Below are 23,230 nucleotides of genomic sequence, written 5' to 3'. Positions count from 1 at the left end.
AAACTGCGCAAAAACTGTTGAACAATACGAGGAGTCCATATAAGCGATTTTATCAACATCATCTAATGATGCTTTTCTAACTCTAAACTTCATGACGTCCTTATCTGACAATGCCCAGCTCACCGCTCGCAATAATTGGCGACTTTATGCGTGCTTTTAATAGTTTTTAAGTGATACTAACATCACTGCCAACAGCATAAAGGAGTCAACTTCTTGCCAAAGTGCACTACTGCCCTTTGAAATGCGTTCACCATTAAATATAACCCTAGACACGAAACTCTTCTAACGCAGAAACGGCCGCTTTAGCTTTGCTGCTTTGAACAAAAATATGATCGTGATAATAAGCGGCTATTACGTTAGCACTAATGCCCTTTGAGGCTAACTTGCTCGAAACCGTTGCAGTAAGGCCGACAGCCTCTAAACTAGAGTGCACAGTTAAAGTGATTTGGCTATATATGATCCCTAGCACTAAAACTGGACACGCCACTAAGCAACTGTAACAGGACCCATGTCTTTTAGCCGCTGCTTGTTATACGCTGCCCTCGCTCTCAACTACCAGCACACGCACCTCACCTCTTGGATAGGCTACATGTTCCGTACCGACAGAAGCAAAGAAGATGTCTCCAATCTCTAATACGGCTATTTCTTCAGCGCCATTTACGCGATAGTGCATGTCTACTACACCATCCAATACGACAAATGCACCAAATCTTAGCAAAACCAGCCAGCCCTAATACTTGCCTATCACTGTGATTCCCCTTGAGCCTGCGCTTGTTTTGGCGTTTGGTTAAACTCTTTTTTTATAACAACTGGTGAAGTAACTTGGCGAGTTAAAACCGCAGCGCAGGCGAAATCTTGGATGATTAACTTTTCGGATAATTACTGCTTCGCCTTGCTTTAACTCTGTTTATTTTTCAACTTGCTTGGTCGCCACAGTCATAATCAGTACTCATTTTTATCCCAACTCCTCAGCAACGGCTACGATTAAGTTACTCAGCCAAATATGCGCCGGGTTATCGTGTTGTCGACCATGCCAAATAATTGAAGGAGTAAAAGAGTCAATGTTAAGAGGGTGCGCCAATACTGCAACAGGAAGCGCACTGGCAATTTGCTGCGCTAATCTACTTGGCAGTGTTAACACCATATCCGTTTCTGCCACTAACATGGGCGCTGCTAAAAAGTGCGGCAACCGCACCGCTACTCTTCGTTTCAGGCCTTGCTTAGCTAAGGCTTCATCGACTGCACTATTGCCCATCCCCGTGATACTCACTGAGATATGCGACAATGAAGCGAACTGCGCCACAGTAAAGGGCTTAGCCAGTACCGGATGATCGCGGCGAACAAGGCAAACAAAGTCTTCATTGAACAGCCTGCGTTGATAAAATCTTGCCGGTAAATCATCATAAACGCCAATCGCAAAATCTGCCCCGCCCTCAGCGACCAAATGAATGTTGCTACCCGCCCTAGCCGGGATCACTAAATCCACACCCGGCGCATGTTTGGCCAATTGAGACAGTAACTTAGGCATCAACAGCGCGGCTAAATGATCCGCTGTAGCAATCGTAAACCGACACTGCGCCGAGCTCGGCTCAAACGTAGCTGGCGCGACAATGGCTTTTGCATCTTCGAGTAGCCTCGCGACTGACCCCGACAATGCTTCGGCGCGCGGCGTTAACTCCCAACCTTGAGCAGTGCGCACAAATAATTGGTCATTAAATAGCTGACGTAGCCGCGCCAGCCCTCGACTTGCCGCTGGCTGGCTCAAGCCCACCATTTGCCCTGCTACCGTGACATTACGCGCGGTTAAAAGTGCGCTTAACAACTTGAGTAGGTTAAGGTCAACCCCATTTAAATCCATTTTAGACATACCTAACATCACAAACATGCATTTTTATTATGTATTTTCAGTCTATAAGATCAGCGTTATTGGTTCTATAACAATAGTATACCCAAACAACCTCGAGATGCAGGATTCAGAACATCTTGAAGTTGCTTGGGTAGAGATAACGGGAGAAAAAATGACTAAAGCAGAGCTATATGCAGTGACAGGGGTGAGTGGTCGTACAGGAGCCGCCACCGCTCAAGCCTTAATAACAGCAGGCAAACAGGTGCGCGTGGTCGTACGCGATGCAGCGAAAGGGGCGTATTGGCAACAACAAGGGGCAGAAGTAGTCATTGCCGATTTAAGTAATGCGGCGATGCTGACTAATGCACTGTCGGGTGTAACCGCGGCCTATATCGTCAGCCCGCCGCAATACTCACAGCCCGATTTATTTGCACAAGCCGAGGTGATGGCGAACGTGATTGCCGACGCAGCAGTGGCGGCAAGGCTACCTAAGCTAGTGGCGTTATCGTCGGTCGGTGCCGAGCAAGCATCAGACACAGGTTGGATTACGATGAACAGAACTTTAGAGCAACGTTTAAGCCAAACAGATCTAAACCTCGCTTTTTTACGTGCGGCTTATTTTATGGAAAACTGGCAGCCATTAATCGCATCAGCCAGAGCGCAAGGCGAGTTAGCCAGCTTTCTTGCTCCTCTTGAACGTAAAATTCCGATGATCGCAACCCAAGACATCGGCGAAATTGCTGCCCAAGTACTTTGCGAGAATTGGCAGGGAACAAGGGCGATCAATTTGACCGGCCCCGCCGATTATTCACCCCATGATGTTGCCCAGCACTTGGCTGCGCAGCTTCAGAAACCGATAGCTGCGGTCGCCATACCTGAAAGTGATTGGCAACAAGCCATGTCAGGACAAGGGTTTTCACCCGCGGCTCTTTCAGGTTTTATCACGATGACACAGGGCCTTAATTCCGGCCATATTGCCTTTAATAACAAGGATAGTAATGAACAACGTATTGGGAGAATTACCATTGAAACCGTGTTCAAACAGATGAATGAATTGATTTAATTAGGGAAAACGAACCAAGCTGTGAGGCCTGTTTACATCAATATCTGGCCTCACAACAATGCCCCCAGATGATTTAATAAATAATCATCGAATATAGGCTGACAGTTTTGCATGCTTAAGGGCAAGGTGGAATAGACATTGTCAAGCAAATACCCTACAAGCCCAAAATATACAGCCTACCGTGCGGTTTGGTAGCTTTCCTATCACTCGTTCTGCTTTTAGTTGAATCTCAGACAGCGTAAAAACAGGACAGGCAGCGTAAAAACAGGACAGGCACTTTTTATTGCTAATAAATGGCCCGAGGAATACATGAGGTTGTGGGTCACCCATCACTTTTTGCGCTAACTGACATCCCCATCAAATAGCTAGGGATTTAGATGGCTGTCCAGTTATATTTTATAGTTGAATCACTCTTAAGCAACTTGCTCCACCGCATGGTTGAGGCTAAAATGACCACAATAAAGACCACTTAAGAGACCTATTAGATGACCGCTAGAATTTTAGCCGATGTTGCTGCAAGCATTACCGAGTTGAAAGCTAACCCTATGAAAGTCGCAACTAGTGCTTACGGCGAACCTGTTGCTATATTAAACCGAAATGAACCAGCATTTTATTGCGTACCTGCCGAAGCGTACGAAATGATGATGGACAGACTCGAAGATCTTGAACTACTAGCGATTACTAAAGAGCGAGAATCTGAAGAGAGCATTTCGGTAAATATTGATGACCTATAAACTCGACTTTAAAAAGAGCGCACTCAAAGAGTGGAAAAAGCTTGGCTCTACTCTGCAACAACAATTTAAAAAAAAGCTAATCGAGCGCCTAGATAACCCACATATTCCGGCTTCAAAGCTTTCTGGATCTGACAATATGTATAAAATTAAGTTGCGTCAATCTGGTTACCGACTCGTTTACAAAGTTGAAGACGATGTCATCATTGTCACCGTCTTAGCAGTCGGAAAACGCGAACGTAGCGATGTTTACCGTAACGCAATGAAAAGGTTAGACGATTGATTGGGTATAACTTGTATTATACGTTTTTCTTGGTAAACCCACACGCTATCGCCTAGGCTACCCCCATTAATTGGCGGCTAACTCGGATCCCAGAGGAAAACAAACCAAGACCCAACTTAACCCCCGTAACTCAGTAGGTTGATGATTTTTGTGATTTTATATCAATGAAATAAGAAATCGATGTAACCAAACCGAGACTTTTGCAATTTATTTACCGCGCCAAAACTTGGCAAAACCAGCCAAGGCCTAATACTTGCCTATCACTCTGCTTCCACTCCTTGAGCCTGCGCTTGTTTTGGCGTTTGGTTAAACTCTTTTTTATAGCAACTAGTGAAGTAACTTGGCGAGTTAAATCCGCAGCGCAAGGCGATTTCTTGGATGGTTAGCGGCTCGGATAATAACTGTTTCGCCTTGGTTAAACGATAATTACGCAAGTATTCATTCGGGGTGACATTGGCAATGGTTTTCAGTTTTCGTTGCAGTTGCTTCATGCTAATGCCCGATAACTCGGATAAGGTTTGCACGCTAAATTCGGGGTCGCCATAGTGGCTAGCAATCAGCATGTCGATTTGTTTGATGAAGTCATCGTCTGAATCTGGCGAAGGTTCAGCAGTCTGATATTGGCTCACTTTGGTGGCCATATTGGCCACCGTATTCACCACGATGGCCTTCAACTCGGCCAGTTCAAAGGGTTTGTTTAGCACATGAGAAACCCCTGCGTTAAGCAATGCTAGCCGCAATTTAGGATCGGTTTGTGTGAGTAATACCAGCACCGGAATCGACATAGCGCAGCCTTGTTTTAATTCCTCACACAAAGGCAGTGCTTGCTCAAAATCAATCAAGATGGCACTGGGCATGGTTTTATTAGCTAATTTAACTAACTGGCTAGGTTTATCCAGTGTAATGACTTGATAATCATCAACAAATAAGCGCTGTAAAAACTGCGCCATACTCACATCTGCGCTAGCTAAAAGCAGTTTCGGTAAACTGTTGCCAACCTGTTTATGCTGCTTCAACCATGTCGGTAAATCGCCCCGAATGGCTTGTTCGCGATGCTCGGTTTGCGCTGTTGGACGGTGAGCGAAACTCAGCTCTATCAAGCTAAATTCGCCACTCACGTGTTGAGTGATCCGTATTTTTGCCCCGAGTTGCCTAACCGCTTGGTGCAATATTGCCAATCCCAACTCATCCAATTGTAGCGCGTTGGTGGCACTCATCTCACTAATCGACAAGCCAATAGCGCCCGATTGGTCGCTGCTGATATGGACTGATTGAGTGTAACACCATAGCTTGACTTCACTGCCCCACACCCGACCATAGACATTAATGCGTGAATGGGCTTTGGCTTTCGTAATCATATAACTCAGCAGCTGAAATATAACTCCCTCAAGCTGAACCAAGTTACCTTCGACCTGACTTACTCCGCGCCATTGAATAACAATATTGTCACGGCTCATATCCGCAGAGCCACAAACCTGCTCAGCCACCTGATGCACTAACTGTGACAGCTCATAGTGCCCTTCACTCATGGCAAAATGGCCTTCACTGGCTTGGCTTAAATGAACTAGGCGATCCAATTGCAACATGACTTTGGCCGTTTGAGTTTCAATTAATTGCAGCTGCTCTAGGGTTTGTTTCTCACTGGCTTGTTGCTTCAACAAGGCAACAGGGGCTTGGATCAAGCTCAGGGGATTTTTTAAATCATTGGCGATACGCGCAAAGGCATTAACGCGCTGCAACAAGAGTTGCTCGATGGTCTTGGTACGCAGCTTAACTTGGCCGCGAAGCTGCTTGGCTTGGTTGTTGGCCATTTTTAGGCGTAATTGGGTGTAACCAAACACCAATAGCGCAAACGCCAAGATATAAATTAGCCATGCCCAAGAGGTTTGCCAAAACGGCGTCGCGACTGTGATAGCTAACTGTCCACGACTGCCATTCCAATTATCCAGTGATTTACTGGATTCTACTTCAAACACATATTGGCCGGGTGGAAGATGATGGTATATCGCCTCATTGTGTGCCGGCTCAGCTAAGTTCCAATGCTGATCAAACCCCGTTAGACGATAACGAAAGTAAGTCGGCGCGTGTCCAAAATCAAGATCAGAAAAAGCTATCTTTACGGTGGCATTATCGTAATCAAGCCCAAGCGCCCCCTCAGGTTGCGCCACACTGTGCCACTGTTTAGTGCTTAGCCCACGCTCGTGCATCATTTGCGTTTTAATGTCACTTAGCATAACGGGTAAGGAGATTTCGTCTTGCTTAAGCTCAGTGGTATCGACCGCCAATAAACCATTAACCGAGCCCAGTAACAGCAACGAGTCAAGCTTCTCACTGGCACCATTAAACTCATGAACAGGTAAGCCATGGGCTTGACTGTAAACCGCCACCACTTCGCCATGGGGGGTGACTTTAAGTAAGCTGTGCGCTTGACTAACCCAGATGTGCTCTCCAATAGACACTGCTTCATAATAAGCGCCGCTGGGGTAGTCTCTTTGCGCACTGAGGATCTTGACTTCCCCCTGACCGGGTTGGTAGGCCACTAACCCATTGCGATTACTCAACCACAGTGCGCCATTTGGGGCGAGAAAGATATGGCCAATAATATCAAGCTTGAGTGGTTGACCCAGAAAGTTTAACGGCTGAGGTTGGTATTCGTATCCCCTTGCCCCATTTCCGGCAAGGCGAAATAACTGACCATCAAAGGTACCTAACCACGTTTCTTGTCCATTTACTAATACGCTTGAAACACTGGCCAATGCCGGCTCGGCACTGTCCTCGATAAAATGAAAACGCTCGGCGGCAGGATCATAGTATGCCAAGCCAAATTCTGAGCTGGCCAGCCATAAGCGGTGGTCGAACACAAAGAGCTGACTAATATAAGTGGCCGCTTCACCATTGGCGACTTTGACAGCAACAAACTCAAACCGTTGCTCTGCTGAAATGTATTTTGCTAAGCCACGGTTGGATGCAAACCAAATATTGCCCTGCACGTCTTGTTCGATATCGACAATCACACCTAAATGTTGGCCTGAGGCTGAACTCGGCCGCCATTTTTGTACGCTTTTAGCGACAGGGTCAATTCGGCTTATCGCGCCATCGGCCAAGCCTAACCAAAGGGCGTTGTTAGCATACTTCAATGACATCACTACATCATTGTCCATCATGCCTTGGTACTGGTTATACAATTGAAATTTAGCCGCTTGCGGTGTTAGTCGGCTTAATCCGCCTAAACGAGTGCCAATCCATAGCACCCCGCTGCGATCAAAATACAGCTGGCGTATATAGGCATCTTTAAGCCCTTTTGACTCGCCTATTTGGTGATGCACATATTGCGCCGCTAACATGGCTGGCGACCATTTATACAGGCCTTGGCGAGTGCCAAGCCAAAGCATGCCTTTGCTATCGATAGCAAGTTGAGTCAATCGAGGAGTGATGCCCAGCGCCTCTTTGTCATAAAACAAACTGGTGTTACTGGCCACATCATAACGATAAATCCCTTGAACGCTGAGTAACCAAACAATGGTATGACTCGTCGAGACTTGCTCCGCTGCAATGGCGATCAATTTATCCTTGGGTTGCAAATCTAACGCTATCATTTGACTGTCGGCACCGGCCTGCTTTAGTGCTAAGGCTTGCTCATAAAGCAGCCAAACTTGGGCATCGGCGGTGACGGCAAAATCAACGATAAGGTCGCTGGAATGCGCCAGCACTATGGCTTGCTCACTATAATTCAGAGTATCAAAGCGACTAATGCCATGAGCACTTTTGAGCCACAGTGCGCCATCGGCTGTAGCGGTAATACTCCAAGGACTTTGAATATTGCGTTGATGTACCTGAGCGGTTACGGCAAAACGTTTAAAATCATCGGTTTGACTTTGGTAAAGATTTAAACCTTGTGGCGTGAGAACCCAAAGCCGTTGCTGGCTATCCAGTACCAATCCGGAAATGTAATTGCCCGATAGGCTATTGTCATCATTGACCGAGTAACGGTATTGCTGAATTTGTTTGCCATCATAACGATTCAACCCATCTTGAGTCCCGATCCACAAGTAACCTTGTTGATCTTGCACCACGGACACCACGGTTGCCTGACTGAGTCCTTGCTCTAGGCCGATAGCATCGATTAAATGCGCCCCTTGAAATGGCAAAGCAGTAGCGGCTTTGACCCAGCACAGGAAGCAAATATAAAACAGTGCAAAAACTTTCATCATATCCTTTGACGCGAGCCTTGATAGGTCAATGTTGGAGCTATGGGTGCACAACTCACTCCATTTTGGAGTGGCCAAATTGGAGCAATATGTTAGCAAAATGTCAACGAATGGCCGTGTTAACTGAGACCTTCTTGGGATTAAAAATGAAGAGGGCCAATGGCCCTCTTGTGCTATTTACAAGTTAATCGGTTAATACAACCGATACCGATTCAGCTAGCGATCTAGCTAGAAATTTAGCTAGTGGTTTAGTTACAGCTTTTAACAAATGACCACACTTGCCATTGACCACTATTGGCCGCAGGTGATTGACCTTTAGTCCACCAGTTGGCTTTGTATTGTTTGCCGTTTTCGACCGCTAATTTGCCTGTGGTATAAACGGTCGAAGCACTCCAGCTGTCACCACAAGCGCCGCTTGGTGGCGGTGTTGGCTCAACCGTAGGCTGTGGTGGCTGAGTTGGCGTAATGGTTGGTACAGGGGTTGGCGCAGGTGTCGGCGTGGTCACTTGGGTATAGCTGGCCGTTAATGCCACACTGGTAAAGTCGGCGTAACCGCGCAGCATGATATGTACCGTGCCACTGGCATTGTCTAAGGTACAAGACTCACTGTTACCGTCTTTGTATGGGCGACAATCGTAGCTTGTTAGCGTGGGTTTAGTGCCTTGTTTAACGTATAAGTCGGCATCACCGCTACCGCCTGAGATAGCAACGCTAACTCGGCTGTTACTTGCAACATCTATGCTGTAAAACACATTATTGTCTTTAGTGCCATTCACATAAACGGTTTCACCGTTGCTTAGCTTGGTTTTTTGCGGTGGCTCTGGCGTAGGTTGTGGCGTTGGCGTGGTGCCATTTGGCTTACCGTAAATGGTTTGCAGCGCCGCGATATCGTGCTCCGTTAACATAGTACGTTGACCTAGCGCCGAGTTAGGTACATTGGGGTTTTTCGAGGTAATGGTTGGCTGGCCATTAACACTAAATGCGCGGTAGCTGTAGTGCATAATTGAACGCACGTCGTATGGCCCAACCGATGCGGTTACTGCTGCGCCTTTTTTGAAGTTATTTTCGCGGCCAACTTTAATGTTTTCCCAAAGAATGTTGACATGCTCATCACGATCGGCGCGTGATTGCTCGTGGTAAAAACCAAGGGCGTGTAAAAATTCATGGGCAACAATACCACGGCTACCACAACCACTGCCGATAGATAAATCTTGTTTACCTCCCGTGCGGCCCACCATCGAATAACAACCGTCACCACGAATAATGTTGATATAGCTAGACTCGCCGCTGCGCTCAACAAAGGTCACGTTAGCCGATTCTTCTAACCATTTCATGGCCGCTTTGATAGTGGTCACATCCCCAGCGGGCACACTCGAGTTAATCACATAAGGCACCACGCCATTTGGCCATGTCGTGCGACCGCCCCATGACGCTTTAGCGCCCGGTGCATCACTAAAAGATTGCAATTCAAGTGGGGTTGCACCCATCCATTGTAGCTCTTCATGCTCACCTAAAATGATGTCGCCTTCATATACACCTAGGTCTTTGCCATCCAGTGTTTTGAGTTCATAGGCCACTTCTTCGTTAGAGCCTATAATGGTTGCAATTTGCTCACCTTGCGAAACAAATGCCGCATTCACTTCCGCTTCCGTTTGCGCATTAGCCGCCAGTGGCGCCAGTGCCACACAAATGGCGATTGGAGTCATTTTTATTTTCATTTTTTCATCCTTGTTTGAGGCAAAAGCCTCGTCGTTACATTGCTTCCCTGCGCCACCGCATGCCGTTAGCTATCCATTCTGGCATCGCTATTGGTCATGGCGCGGGTTGGGGGAATATCCCCCCTGATTAAGGGGGATGTTCCCCCCCAATTTAAATTAGTTACATTCACCTAACGCTTCCCAGCTACTCCAAGCGTTGCTTGAGCCGGGGGCTAGCGCGGTGGAATACCAAGTGGCCTGCCAGCGTTTATTGGCATAAACAACTTGATCGCCCGGTCCGTAGGATTTAGCTTGATCCCAAGCCTCTCCTTGACATGACGTACCTGGCTCAGACGTTGGAGCTAATGTCGGAGTCACTGTTGGCGCTATGCTGGGCGTTACGCTAGGCGTCACACTTGGTGCAATGCTCGGCTCCACACTAGGCTCTACGCTGGGCTGCGGTGTGCCATCGACAACTTGCCATGGGCCCCACTGTGATGCGCCGGGCTCAACCCCTTTATTCCACCACTGCGCTTGATAAACCTTGCCTTGATAAAGCACTTTATCGTTCGCCAAATAAACCTGACTGCTGCTCCATGGCTCTGGTTGTCCTGGGCCTGTTACTGAGTCAGAAATCGACACTTTTTGGCTAATTTGATGAGTAGCACCTTGTTGATCAGTAACCTTTAAGCTGACGGTGTAAGTGCCCGCTTGCTGATAGGTATGCTGTACGTTTTGGCTTGAGGTTGAACTCAGCTCAGCGCCATCACCAAACTGCCAAAGCCAGCTTTTAATTTGCCCATCAGCATCACTACTTTGATCAGTTAGCGTCAGGCTTAAACCTTGGCTTTGCGCTTTAAAACTGGCTACCGGTGGCTGATTGGTTGCCCCTGATGTGGCGCTCACTTTAAGGCTGACGCCCTGATAATCTTGATAGCCATTAAGCACGATATAAAAAGTACCGATGGCCGCATTTTCGATCACGCATTGCTCGTCATTGCCGTTCTTGTAAGGTCTACAATCGGCATTAGTGCCACTTGGACGCGAGCCAAACTTCACCAATAAATCAACATCGCCGGTGCCGCCTTGGGTTGTGATGGTAACTTGTCCAGCGGACTTGTTTTCAAACACGTATAAGGTGTCTTGGCCCTTACGACCGGATAAATTGGTTTTGGCCTGATTGTTAATCAGCTCCACGCCTTGGTTTGGTGCTGCGCTAACCACAATCTTTTTCGTCAATTGCTCAACAACACCTGAGCCATTGGTTACTTTTAGGCTAACTTGATATTCACCGGCATTGGTATAGGTATGGTTGACAATAGCGCCGCTCGCCTGTTGCTGATCGCCAAACTGCCATTGATAATCAAGTCCAGATCCCAGTGACTGACTGGCATCAAAACGACACACTAAGCCATCACAATTGGACTCAAATATTGGTTGCGGTGGGTTATCATCCACTACCACGGAGCGACCTGCGTTATCTAAACCCAGACGATAAATGTCACCTATCTGAGCTGCTTGCCATATGCTCAAGCCGCTAGGCAGTGCTAACGGATCTTGTGCTCTAGCCTGTTGGCTCAGTGCTTGTGGACTACCCGAGAAGCGCGCAGTGCGAATAAGCATTTGTTCGCCTTGCATCTGGATAATTTTAAACTGAGCAAAGCTGCTTTGATCTGCTATCCAAGGTGAATAGCGATCCGCAGGACGCGTCGGTGCGCCCCAGCTGCCTTCACCTATATAAACAGTACCGGCACTGACCTGTTCCATGTCATTACTGGCGGGCTTAACCGGCCAAGAGTATTTAACTAAGTGGCTATCTGACTCGACCGCCAGATTCATCTTCTTGTTGTAAAAATCCCCTGCCCATTCAAACATTTTGCTGTTGACATAGCTTTTCGAAGTGGTACGAGGGAACATAGGCTTGTGGTATTGGCTAATGCGCCATTGCACTTGGCCTCCAGCCTGAGATAAGTCACTGCTTAGCCAGTTTTTTTGTTGCAACCACTGGTTTTGATAACCGGACGAACGAAATTCGGTATTTAGGGTGTAAACCCGCATCTGATCGCCGCCGACATTAAAGGCATAATAAGTGTCGTTTAAATCACAGCGACCATTATTGTCACCATCAACCCCAAACACCTTACAAATAAAGGTATGATCATTTGCCTCATGGTTACCCACGGTCGGCACGAGTGCAGGAATCGATAAATAATTCACGCCATTGACTTGGTCTTGGCTAAAGGTGCTTTGCCAGTCAGACAACCACTGCGACACTTCATGAGCCTCGTTGCCATAGGTTAAATCACCGCCAAACATGACAAATAAGGGGCGAACCTTGCTGACCAGTTTATTACCCGTTCTTCTCATGCTGGCATTACTGCGCGAATCCCCGCCCGCGACAAAGGTGAAATTAGTCGGTGAGCTAGGCGCGGTTTTAAATGAGTAATGCTGACCACAGCCTTGTTCGTCACACAAACGAAAATACACAGGGCTGTTCGGCGTTAGATTGCGCAAGCGGACAAACTCACTGGTCAACGTCGAATCAAAATGTCTGCTCGCAAATGGACTAAGCTTGCGCCATGTCGCCTCATCGGCACTTTGACCATAGAGCACATAGCTATTGGCACTATTTTGCTCAGGTGTAAAACCGATGACCGCGTTTCGCGCCGGATCTTGGTCCCACACCACGCGAACTTGGCTTGGTGCGGCGTAAGCGTAGGAGCTAACGCCCAGCAAGGTAGACAGGCACAAGGTGCCTAATCTGAACTTGGTTGTTTGTTGCATTATTTACATCCTTGTCTAGTTTATTGTTGTTGGTCGAACATTAATTTTTTGCTGTTTTATTAATGGGGTTATTCGCTGGCTTAGCAGCCAAAACAGGTCCACTGACGAGTCGCAGCCACGCCACGCCTTGCGCGCTTAAATGATTGATTTCGCCCGTGCCAAAATGCACCGTGATGGGCTGGTCTAAGGCTTGATCCCACTGGGATGTCCAATATGGCCCCCTAACCGTGTTAGGGAATAGTCCAGCAGGCACCAAGGCTCGCCCGTGGTAGGCGCTATAATCGAGCAGGCTTTGCAACTCACTCAGATTAGGCAAGCGCCAATCAGATACACCGCAATACTGGATATGGTTAAATAAGTTAATCAGTTGCTCGGTATCACAAGGGGCATAACCATCAGCTAAAGCGCAACTGCCACCGCGCGGTGTACCTTGCTGCTGCCAAAACCATGAATAGGTAGATTTATAATAATGAGCCCCCTCTTGAACCGATTTAACCTCCCAAAGTAGTCCGGTTTCATTATCCCGCACGCAATGCCAAGGGCCGGATTTTGGGGCGATGGAATGTCCTTGCTGATGTACCTTTTGATACCTTAATGGCAGCTCTTGTGCAGCCGCGCAGTGCATCAACATACTGGCGCTGATGCCTATCGCCGCAGCTATTTTCAGTGGCCTATTCATCCTTGTTGCTCCAACACCAGTTGCCAAGGTTGCTGTGAATAGCTGTGACGGGTTTGACTGGCATCAAACGACGCAGGCCAGATATAGATGCCGGATTCAATATCAAGGTCGTGCTCGGAAGTCGTTTGCTTATTACGGGCAATTTCTAATTGCCAATAGCCGTTTTGCCATGACGCTACCGCGCGCACATCAGCGCGATCACCTTCGAATTGATCAAGCAACAAAACACTGGGGATTTGCGTGCCTATCGGATAGGTATCAAGGTGTTCGCTGTAAGCTTGCGTGTCCCACCAGCTGATCGCGTATTGCTCTAAGTCGCTATCGCTCGACTGCTCATCATGGCGACGGCTAAGAAACTTCGACATAAACTCAGCTTTTGGTAATCGCAATGGCACCACGGTATCAGACTCAAACCACTGCCAATTCATGCGATAGCCTCCTGCGTCTTTGGCATCCGTTTGATATCCCGCGGTATATCGGGGACAGTGATCACACGGTTTTACCGGCGCAGCAAAATGATCATCATCGAGTACCGACATATGGCTTAACCGCGCGGCTTTCCATTGCCAGACATCGACTAAACCTTGCTCCATATAGTGATAACCTCGACCTGAACGCGATTTGGGCATATCAGAGCGCGGCTGTTCGCCTAAATGAATACTGCCAGCTGCGCCAAATCGGGCGGAGGTACTGAGCATGACAGCAAATTTATCCTCATAAAATTGACGCTCATCATCTTGGGCAAATCCCTGCTGACTGACTTGCCAGCCTTGGGCCGTTTTAATCAAGGGTAAATGTTGGTAACTTGGGTCTTCATCTTGCCAACGAAATAGAAAGTAAATCACGTGTTGATCATGCACGGTGCGCGCACTCACCTTTAATTGCTGGCCTTGATTGGCTCCCTGACCTAACCACATCACACTCTCATCAACGCCCTCCCACTCATTAGCATGACCATCAATTTGGATCGGCATATCGTGATACTGACTAACTAACTTAGGAGTGAGACGGGGGTAATAAAAGAGACAAATAACCGCAACGATGATGCCCAAACCCAAAGGTAAACATTGTTTTAATGGCGCACCTCGGGCAATGAAGATAGCCAAAGTAGGACGGATCCCTGCTTGCAACTGCAGCCATATATGCAGCATAGCCAATAGTGCTACCAGCAAGGCTAAGTAGTAATGGACTTGAAGCACAGATAACAGCGCCACACCTTGCGGGGCTAAATACAGCACCACACCCGACAATATCAATAGCGGCAAAACAACTTTTAATATCTGGATCATCAACCGTCGGGATTTAACCGCGGCTAAGGGTTTGTCACGCAACAGGATAAACATCGCATAAGCCACAATGACCCCAATCCAGAGTAAAGCAGCAACACCATGCCAAAAGAAAACATCCCCCTGAGGCATTAACCATTGGCTTAGGTAAATAGCGTGTTCGCTATCTTGAGCCAACCTCAACCCAGAAAAGAAACTGATCCCTAGCGCGACCATCGCCGTGATGTGGATCACCACTAAGGGCCAACGCGTCGACCTTAACTTCATTATTATTACTGCCTCTTATTTCTTATATTTAATGCGCACTAGCTGTATATATAAAAAAGATGAACTATCCATGACATCATAGCCTTAGGCATGACATTTCAATGTCAATTAAGAGACAAGCCGAAAAAGCTTCACAAACAGTAAAAAAAACAACAAATACGACAGAATGCAAAAATAACGACAAATAAAAACAATTTAAAAACAGCAGCTTAACAAAAACCTCTCCGTTCAGTCTCGAACAAACAGAAAGATTCAAAAAATAATGAAAAGCTGCCAAACTCTTGGTTTTTATTATTTTTAAGACATTACATGCGGGACTAATGTCACAAGCTGATAACAATATTCATAAATAATGTGCTTCCAATGCGTTCCCAATAATTAGGTCATGGTTCAAGTTCCGGAGCTTTAACCCAGGGAAAACGAATGAATTTTTTTTGAGCGTTTAGTGGTGTTTTCTTAGACGAATATCTGCCGCAAGGATGCGGCAGTTAAGTCATCATCAAGTATTGAGGGATGATTTCACGGAGTTTCGTATAAGAAAATTCCACTTTGTTCGCTTGGTTGATTGCATTTTGTACACTCATGCGCTCGCCCTGAGCTCTAACCTAGCTTTTAACTGAATCAAAGACGGCAAAGCTTTTATGCTTGGATTAATTTCGTTACAATCACCTAATTAACTGCCATTACTAAATCACAACTGTTTAGGTACCTATGACGAGCCCTGCCCCCCCATCTTCACTTATTGATTCCGTGACCGTTAGCTCTGATTCAGAGCAAGACTTAGGTATGGTTACCGGACGAATCCATTCTGTTGAGACCTGTGGCACCGTTGATGGTCCTGGCATACGGTTTATTGTATTTACCCAAGGCTGCTTAATGCGCTGTCAGTATTGCCACAATCGCGATACATGGGATACAGAAGGTGGTAAAGAAGTGACCGTGGATGAGTTAATGAAAGACTTGGTCCAATATCGTCACTTTATGAATGCCAGTGGCGGAGGCATCACCGCCAGTGGGGGTGAGGTGATGTTACAACAAGAGTTTGTTCACGCATTATTTAGCCAAGCCCAAAAAGAAGGCATCCATACCTGTTTAGATACCAATGGCTTTGTCCGTAAAATGACGCCATTAGTTGACGAAGTACTTGATGTGTCTGATCTTGTGATGCTAGACATTAAACAAATTCACAATGATGCCCACATCGAGCTAACGCATGTGAGTAATAAATACACCTTAGCCTTTGCCGAGCATTTAGCAGAGCGTAATCAGCCAACTTGGATCCGCTACGTGGTTGTACCGGGTCATACCGACGATGAGAAGTCGGCTCGCGATTTAGGTGAATTTATAAAACCAATGAAAAACATTGAGAAGGTAGAGCTGCTTCCTTACCACGAGTTGGGTCGCCATAAGTGGATAGCCATGGGCGAAGAGTATCCTCTTGAAGGTGTTTCACCACCATCTCGCGATGTTATGACCAAGATTAAAGATATTCTTAGCGAATACCACGACAACGTTATCTTCTAATGTTTACGACAGCGTCGGCACCCGTTATTGAATTTACCTTACTTAGTACGGTCGCCGGCGTCACATTATTCTGTGCCATCCTGATCATTGGTTACCAACAGTATTTACGCTCTCCCCTCACCCCAGAGCTGCAGCAACGTTGCCTTGGTATCGCACTGGCTCTACTTCCCATTTGGTATTTAAAAGCCGGTATTCATGCGGGCTTAGAAATGCACTTTTTAGGCTTAACAGCGGCCACCTTAATGGTCGGTTGGCGTTTAACTTTTTTGATCGCAACAGCCAACCTAATACTGCTTAACCTTTGGCACGCCAGCTCCCCAGCCCAAACCGTCATCGAAATTCTGCTTGGAATAGGGTTGCCTATTTTGGTCACTCAGCAAATATTGCTGTTGTATCGCCGACACCTACCTCGCCATTTTTTCGTTTATGTCTTCTGTTGTGGCTTTTTTGCTGCTGCGCTGAGTATGCTAGTCCGCCATCTCGCGTTAGGCTGCTTTTATCTAATTGATGGCCAATATCGCCCCGAAGCGGTAATGCAAGATTACCTCAACCTGTGGCCATTAATGTTATTTCCCGAGGCTCTACTCAATGGCATGGCGATTAGTTTAATGGCTACTTACAAGCCAGAGTGGCTGAATTCGTTCGCGCCCGAGGATCTAAAATAGGCTTGTTTTTATATAAAAATGACCGAATTACCCCATCATTTCCAAGCAAAAACTCATTTTCGACTTAAGCTAAATCTATAAACCACATTTTTACATCGTATTTATTAGGATTGAACTATGAAAGTGTCATGGAAAGTGGTGGGTGCCTCGTCAATTGTGTTGGCAGTCACAATCAGCTTATTGTCTTGGTTCCAATATAAAGAGATGTCTAATAACCTCAGAACTCATTCATATGGCTCGATAGTGGAGTCAAGTGATGCATTAAACCTGCAAATTACCCACTGGTTAAATGGCAAGTTGGAACTCATCAATCTAGTCGCTCAGTTTATCGACACTGACTTTAGCCCCCAGAATATTCAAGAGGCATTTGATAGCCCCTTATTAAAAGATGAATTTTTGCTTATCTTTGGTGGTCTTGATACCGACGGCGTCGCCATTACGAATGATCCAACCTGGCAGCCTGATAACTGGGATGCGCGAAAACGCCCTTGGTATAGTGTAGCCAGAGCGGCTAAAGGAGCAGCCATCACCGAGCCTTATGCCGATGCAGTGACCAAAGATATTCTTATCTCTGTGGTGGCTAAGCTTTCCGATAAAGGAAATTTCATGGGGGCGTTTGGTGGAGATTTAAACCTTAAAACGGTTTCAGATGCATTAAACACGGTGAATTTTAATGGCTCGGGCTATGCCTTTTTACTCAGTAGTAATGGCAAAATCATATCTCATCCCAATTCAGACCTTAACGGTCAAGACTACAGCCAAGCGTTTAGCGGTACTAAACTTCCCCTTGAATCATCGATTAAAGAAGTCGACGTCGGTGGAAAATCACTATGGGTCAGTTTTTCGCCATTAAAAGACCTAAAAGGGCTTGATTGGTATCTTGCCGTAGTGGTTGACGAAGATATCGTTATGGCTGATGCCGAAGCAATTGCTTGGAAGTCCTTGTTTGGTGGTCTAATTAGCTTGTTAATTGGTGTGTTTATCGTAAGTACCTTAATGCAACGTATCCTTCGTCCAATTGGCTTATTAAGTAGCTCTTTAATTGAAATAAACAGCGGTAACGGTGATTTAACCAAACGTTTGCCAGTATTATCCAACGACGAATTTGGTGATGTGGCAGATCAGTTCAATAAATTTGTAGCACAGCTGCAAACCATGATCACCCAAATAAAATCCATATCCGATGACATCAGGCACAGTACTTCCCTTACCAGTGAAGAATCGCAAAAAGCCGAGTCAGAGTTAGCCACGCAACTTGCCGAGTTAGATCAACTCGCCACCGCCATGAATCAAATGGCTTCAAGTGCGGTGGAAGTCGCCAACAGTGCGCAAGTCGCCGCTCAATCGGCGCAAACCGCAGATACTGAAACAGCCAACGGGGTGGCCATCGTATCCAGCGCTAGCCGCTCGATTCAAAATCTGGCTAAAGAGATGGACAACGCCGTTGCCACCGTCGTGGAATTAGCCAAATACAGCGACAACATTGAATCCATATTATTAGTGATCACGGGCATTGCCGAGCAAACCAATTTGCTCGCCTTAAACGCGGCCATAGAAGCCGCCCGCGCGGGTGAAACAGGCCGGGGGTTTGCGGTAGTGGCCGACGAAGTTCGTTCTCTGGCTTCTCGTACGCAGCAATCCACCAGCGAAATAAAAACCATGATAGAGCAGCTACAAAGTGGTGTGCGAGAAGCGGAGTCAAAAATTAAGCAAAGCCGAGAATTGGCCAGTGATACATCTGAAGAAGCCAATAAAGCCAATGATGCTTTGGATGTTATTCGTTCGGCCATATTGCAAATTAATGACATGAACTTGCAAATTGCCGCCGCCGCCGAGCAACAATCGGCCACATCAGAGGAAATTAACCGTAACACCACTAACATTCGCGACATTAGCCAAGATGTGTCTAACGGTGCATTAGAGCAAGTCAACCATTGTCGCGCGATGGAGCAACAAGTTTCAGAGCAAGATAAATTACTGAGCCAGTTTAAGGTTTAACGACACTCAACATAAATCGCAAACGAAGCTCCTCCTAGGGTCTGTTGATCTTTTGAGCTTGTTTTTGCAGCGATTTGTTGGGTATTTATACAAGGCAGCGGCTTTGTGGCATAGTGAACTACGCGAAAAGTCGCTAACGCAGTAGAAATGACCAACAAACGCTGTCCTACGGATTCGGCTAAAAGCGTTTTGCCCGTCGTTGAGCAGTATTTACTTAGAATGCTAAGCTACACACTGCTCGCCTTGCTCAAAACGCTTTTATCTCGAACAAAAATTAACCACCAAAGATCAACAGACCCTAGCGTGAGGAGCTTTTTTGTCGCACTAAAAATAATCAATCAGATCGCGATAGTAAGGGCAAGTCTCAAGTAAATGCTGATGATTGCCCATGGCGCTGATTTGGCCATCTTCCATCACCACTATTTTATCCATCGCTGCCAGCATGACGGGTTTGTGAGTGACCATGATCAGGGTTTGCTGGGATTGCGCTAAATGATGAAACAGCTTCGCCATCAGCTGCTGCTCTGATAAGTTATCCAAGCCCTTACTGGGCTCATCTAAAATCAACACTTGGCCATCACGCAACAATACTTGTGCAAGTTGCAGCCGCTGGCGTTGTCCCCCAGATAAACCTGCGCCTGTTTCTCCTAGCCAAGTGTCAACCCCCTGCTCTAGCGAGTTGATAAAGTCTAATAAGCCAACCTGCTCACAGACTCTTTGCATTTGCTCATGGGTCACATCGGGATTAGCTAAGCGTAAGTTGTCAGCGATAGTGGCATTAAAGATGTGCCCCGTTTGACTCATCAAGGTGACATGCTGCCTTAAATCTTCACGATCAAACGCATTAAGATCCGTCCCAGCTATGCTCAGCTGCCCTACAGGAGTTGGCCAAAAGCCCATCAGCAAGTTAACCAGTGTGGATTTTCCTGCGCCACTGGGGCCGATAATAGCCACCTTTTGACCGGGCTGAATGCTAAGGGATATGCCTTTTAGCGCGACTTCTGTTTGCTCAGGGTAACTAAACTGCAATTGGCTAAAGACAATCTCGCCCTTGGTTACCTTTTCTATGCCAGCAAATTCAGGCCTTGGCTTGTCGACAATTTCAAACAAACGCGCCGCACTGGCTAGGGTATTGGGTAATAACTGACAAGCGAGTGGCAATGCCATCACGGTTTCAACACTCACTAACATCAACAAAGCTAGACTAGCGATATATTCACTTGCCAAGTGTCCCTGCTCAACCTGCGGGATCAAGATGATAAAGCTAAAGATAACCAAGGCGTTGACGAGCAAAAAGTTGGCGCTGTTAGCCAAGCTGCGATACCTCTGTAACGCAACTTCAATATTTAATAAACGTTGTGATAACCCCAGTACATGCTCGGTATATTTTGGTGTTACCTGATACATGATCAATTCACGCAGGGCAAATATGCCATCAACTAAGCTCAGTTGCAGTTGATTATTAACAGCTAATTTTTGCTGAGCTTGAGCCACGCTGACGCGATAAGTGACATAGGGCAAACCTATCCCAAGTATCAATAACACACCAGCTAATACCAAGGCTAACGTCACGGAAAAATAGGCAACTCCCGCACACACCAGCGGCACACTGACAATTGCCACGGTAAATGGCAACAAGATACGCAGATAAAAGTTATCCAAGTTATCAATATCTTGCTGCATTCGCGTCAACAAATCAGCCGATTGGAATTGCACCTGATAGTAAGGGAGTAAAGGTAACAACTTTTGATAAAAGTAATACCTTAACTGAGCTAAAATCCGAAAAGTCGCCTCATGGGTGACCAGCCGCTCGGCATAACGTCCAGCGGTTCTAACGATGGCCAAAAAGCGCACCACCGCGCCGGGGGTAAAATAGTTAATCGAAGCGCCCGTTAGCCCCGCCATCGCCATGATGGTCAAAAACCAACCCGATACCGCCAGTAAACTGATATTAGCTAACAAGGCAACCAAGGATAACAGTGCGCCCAGCGTCATTACCCCAAGTTGCGGCTTCATCAACCTAAGTAAGCGAACAATATTAGTCATGGCGACGCTCCCCTGAAGCAGACAATGCGCCATAGTCACCCACATTTAACATGGCATGGTACAGGCCACCTTGTTCAAGTAATTGCTGATGCGTACCTTGCTCAGCGACTTGACCTTGCGCTAATACAATAATGGACTTGGCTTGCTTAACCGTATGTAAACGGTGAGCAATCACTATCACCAAGTGGGTTTTCGCATATTCGGTGATGGCCTCAAGCACTTTAGCTTCACTGTCTTTGTCCAGATGACTGCTTGGCTCATCTAACACCAACACGTCAGGCTGATGATAAAATGCCCTTGCCAATGCCAGTCGCTGACTTTGGCCACCTGAAAGCCCAAGCCCTCCTTCCCCTACTTGGGTATTAATGCCTTGTGCTAGGGAGTCGACAAAATCCTTCAACCCTGCTTGTTCGAGTGCTTGCTGTGCACGGCTCGCGTCAATGTCTTCACTCAGGGCGAGGTTATAACCAATCGAGCCGAAAAACACTTGCCCTTGCTGCGCTATCCAGCCACAGTGATGTAGCCAAGTGTCACGTAACACAGGCGTTAATACTTGCTGATTGATCAGAACTTGACCACTCGCTGGAGTTTGAAAACCCAATATCATATCAATTAAGGTTGATTTTCCCGCTCCGCTGGCACCCACAATGGCATATAAGCCGGGGCCTTCGATGTCCAAATTAATGTCCACTAAGGTGTTACTGCGTCCGGGATAAGCAAAGTTTAACTGCTGACAGCTAATTGCAAATGGCGCGGTTAATGTTGGCGTCATTGACTGCATGTTTGCTGCACCATTTGCCGCAACATTAGGCTCAGGCTGCTCCAGCAGCTTGATCATATCTACCGCGGCTGCCGCCCCTGCCATTTTGGCATGGTACTGCGTACCTAAATTACGAAACGGCAAGTAAAACTCAGGGGCCAATAATAAGATCCAAAGAGCTATCACATAAGTGGCTTCGCCGTAATAAAGACGGAAACCAAAAATCACTGCGACTAAGGCGATAGAAATAGAAGCTAAAAATTCCAAAAAGAATGACGACAAAAACGCCACCCGCAGAATTTTCATGGTTTGACGACGGTAATCATCACTGATTGACTTCACTGCTGCCAGCTCTTGGCGCGCGGCATTGAACACCTTTAACTGGGTAAGGCCCTGAATAATATCTAGAAAATGACTGCTCATACGCAGCAATTTAGCCCAGTGTTGCTGGTTCATCGCCTCTGCACGCTGGCCAATTAATATCATAAAAAAGGGGATAAACGGCGCGGTAAACACTAAAATCAAGCCCGCGCCCCAATCAAATGGAAACACCAGAGCCAACACACCAAAAGGGATCACCGCACAATAGGCAACAACAGGTAAGTAACCAGCAAAATAATCTTGTAATGACTCCACCCCTTGATGGGTTAATTGAGCCAGATTTGATTGGCCGAATTGACGACAATAAGCAGGCCCAAGGCGCACCATTTTCGCTAGCAGCTCTTGGCGAATTTGCTGTTTGATACTAGCAGCAGCGCGCTGACTGAAACGCTCACTGAAATAACCAAACAGCGCGCGCAATAAGATCACGCCAACCAGATAACCAAACCAAGGGATTAAATTCGAAAGGGTTTGCTGCTCAAAGATGGCTTTATTGATGATGATAGCGAGCAATGCCATCTGGCCTATCATTAGCAAACCATTAAAGGAGCCAAAGGCAATCGCCTTAGTTAATAAACCATTGGATTTGGTCTTTTGCTGCTTTAGCCAGCGATTAGCTTGCTTTGTTGTATCCTGAGAAAGAGGCTGTGACACGCTAACTCCTAAACAACCGCGCATGGCTGCGCTTTCCTGAAAAGCATAACCAAGGCCAAATTAGGGTTTGACTTAAGTTGGCCAAAACAAGTTAGCCAACATATTGAGTCGTTATGGCATAAATGAGTCAGCAACGTTTGCTCATCAATAGGCTCTGAGCATCACGCTTGAGAGCCTAGCTGCCGATATAGATGGGATGACTTTGCCCTATCTTTTAAAGACGGGCTAAACGTTATCCTCATCTTGGTCTTTAGCAACATTATCGACATGTTGCTGCATTTCGTACCACATTACATTAATGATGCCAAAGGCGCAGGCCAACAGCACACCTAAAATCCAACTAAAATACCACATAGTA

The 23,230-nt window shown here is 46.6% G+C and carries 15 protein-coding genes and 1 pseudogene; 6 read left to right on the top strand and 10 right to left on the bottom strand.

All coding sequences use genetic code 11. The features are described 5' to 3' along the window. Window positions 1–265: 265 nt before the first annotated feature. Window positions 266–454, bottom strand: a pseudogene (locus ACK8OT_RS17915) (ACT domain-containing protein); the annotation flags it as partial. A gap of 501 nt (window positions 455–955) precedes the next feature. After that, entirely contained in the window at window positions 956–1,858 is a 903-nt protein-coding gene (locus ACK8OT_RS17910; protein WP_410197870.1) for a LysR family transcriptional regulator, read from the bottom strand. Between the two features lie 106 nt (window positions 1,859–1,964). Here ACK8OT_RS17910 and ACK8OT_RS17905 point away from each other — a divergent pair, with 106 nt between their 5' ends. From ACK8OT_RS17905 to ACK8OT_RS17895, 3 genes are all read left to right on the top strand, one after another. Beyond that, the gene (locus tag ACK8OT_RS17905; protein ID WP_410197869.1) at window positions 1,965–2,909 is read left to right on the top strand and encodes an NmrA family NAD(P)-binding protein; all 945 of its coding nucleotides are present in this window, start codon (window positions 1,965–1,967) and stop codon (window positions 2,907–2,909) included. A gap of 485 nt (window positions 2,910–3,394) precedes the next feature. Then, entirely contained in the window at window positions 3,395–3,643 is a 249-nt protein-coding gene (locus ACK8OT_RS17900; protein WP_410197868.1) for a type II toxin-antitoxin system Phd/YefM family antitoxin, read from the top strand. Beyond that, complete coding sequence (locus ACK8OT_RS17895) at window positions 3,633–3,923, top strand: type II toxin-antitoxin system RelE family toxin (protein ID WP_410197867.1); 291 nt, start codon at window positions 3,633–3,635, stop codon at window positions 3,921–3,923. The genes ACK8OT_RS17900 and ACK8OT_RS17895 overlap by 11 nt, the downstream gene beginning before the upstream one ends. 260 nt (window positions 3,924–4,183) lie before the next feature. On the opposite strand, the gene ACK8OT_RS17890 is transcribed toward ACK8OT_RS17895, so the two are convergent. The 5 genes from ACK8OT_RS17890 to ACK8OT_RS17870 all read right to left on the bottom strand — a co-directional run bounded on the left by ACK8OT_RS17890 (window position 4,184) and on the right by ACK8OT_RS17870 (window position 14,844). Beyond that, entirely contained in the window at window positions 4,184–8,134 is a 3,951-nt protein-coding gene (locus tag ACK8OT_RS17890; protein ID WP_410197866.1) for a two-component regulator propeller domain-containing protein, read from the bottom strand. A gap of 245 nt (window positions 8,135–8,379) precedes the next feature. Then, the gene (locus tag ACK8OT_RS17885) at window positions 8,380–9,849 is read right to left on the bottom strand and encodes a M12 family metallopeptidase (RefSeq protein ID WP_410197865.1); all 1,470 of its coding nucleotides are present in this window, start codon (window positions 9,847–9,849) and stop codon (window positions 8,380–8,382) included. A gap of 156 nt (window positions 9,850–10,005) precedes the next feature. Further along, window positions 10,006–12,612, bottom strand: a complete 2,607-nt coding sequence (locus ACK8OT_RS17880) for a PKD domain-containing protein (RefSeq protein ID WP_410197864.1) — start codon at window positions 12,610–12,612, stop codon at window positions 10,006–10,008. Between the two features lie 40 nt (window positions 12,613–12,652). After that, entirely contained in the window at window positions 12,653–13,291 is a 639-nt protein-coding gene (locus ACK8OT_RS17875) for an Lcl C-terminal domain-containing protein (RefSeq protein ID WP_410197863.1), read from the bottom strand. Further along, window positions 13,288–14,844 (bottom strand): ethylbenzene dehydrogenase-related protein, encoded by a 1,557-nt coding sequence (locus ACK8OT_RS17870; RefSeq protein WP_410197862.1) that lies wholly within the window; start codon window positions 14,842–14,844, stop codon window positions 13,288–13,290. Before ACK8OT_RS17870 ends, ACK8OT_RS17875 begins: the two co-directional genes overlap by 4 nt. 786 nt (window positions 14,845–15,630) lie before the next feature. On the opposite strand from ACK8OT_RS17870, the gene pflA reads away from it, so the two are divergent. The 3 genes from pflA (at window position 15,631) to ACK8OT_RS17855 (ending at window position 19,031) form a co-directional block, all read left to right on the top strand. Then, window positions 15,631–16,368: a pyruvate formate lyase 1-activating protein gene (pflA, locus tag ACK8OT_RS17865; RefSeq protein ID WP_410197871.1), complete on the top strand. Its 738-nt coding sequence runs from the start codon at window positions 15,631–15,633 to the stop codon at window positions 16,366–16,368. Next, window positions 16,368–17,033: an energy-coupling factor ABC transporter permease gene (locus tag ACK8OT_RS17860; protein WP_410197861.1), complete on the top strand. Its 666-nt coding sequence runs from the start codon at window positions 16,368–16,370 to the stop codon at window positions 17,031–17,033. Before pflA ends, ACK8OT_RS17860 begins: the two co-directional genes overlap by 1 nt. 117 nt (window positions 17,034–17,150) lie before the next feature. After that, a complete protein-coding gene (locus tag ACK8OT_RS17855) occupies window positions 17,151–19,031 on the top strand; it encodes a methyl-accepting chemotaxis protein (RefSeq protein WP_410197860.1) in 1,881 nt (626 codons plus the stop codon). A gap of 324 nt (window positions 19,032–19,355) precedes the next feature. On the opposite strand, the gene cydC is transcribed toward ACK8OT_RS17855, so the two are convergent. The 3 genes from cydC to cydX form a co-directional block, all read right to left on the bottom strand. Beyond that, window positions 19,356–21,077, bottom strand: coding sequence for a thiol reductant ABC exporter subunit CydC (gene cydC / locus ACK8OT_RS17850; RefSeq protein ID WP_410197859.1), 1,722 nt, complete (start codon window positions 21,075–21,077; stop codon window positions 19,356–19,358). After that, window positions 21,070–22,872 carry a thiol reductant ABC exporter subunit CydD gene (gene cydD / locus ACK8OT_RS17845; RefSeq protein WP_410197858.1) on the bottom strand — a complete coding sequence of 601 codons (1,803 nt, stop codon included), beginning with the start codon at window positions 22,870–22,872 and terminating at the stop codon, window positions 21,070–21,072. The genes cydC and cydD overlap by 8 nt, the downstream gene beginning before the upstream one ends. A 225-nt stretch (window positions 22,873–23,097) precedes the next feature. After that, on the bottom strand, window positions 23,098–23,226 hold the full coding sequence (cydX, locus tag ACK8OT_RS17840) for a cytochrome bd-I oxidase subunit CydX (RefSeq protein ID WP_410197857.1): 129 nt from the start codon (window positions 23,224–23,226) through the stop codon (window positions 23,098–23,100). Window positions 23,227–23,230 lie beyond the last annotated feature (4 nt).

The organism is Motilimonas thetidivivens (assembly GCF_046452435.1).
In the GTDB taxonomy this organism is placed as follows: Bacteria; Pseudomonadota; Gammaproteobacteria; order Enterobacterales; family CBDFNC01; genus Motilimonas.
This window is presented reverse-complemented; position numbering and strand designations above follow the sequence as displayed.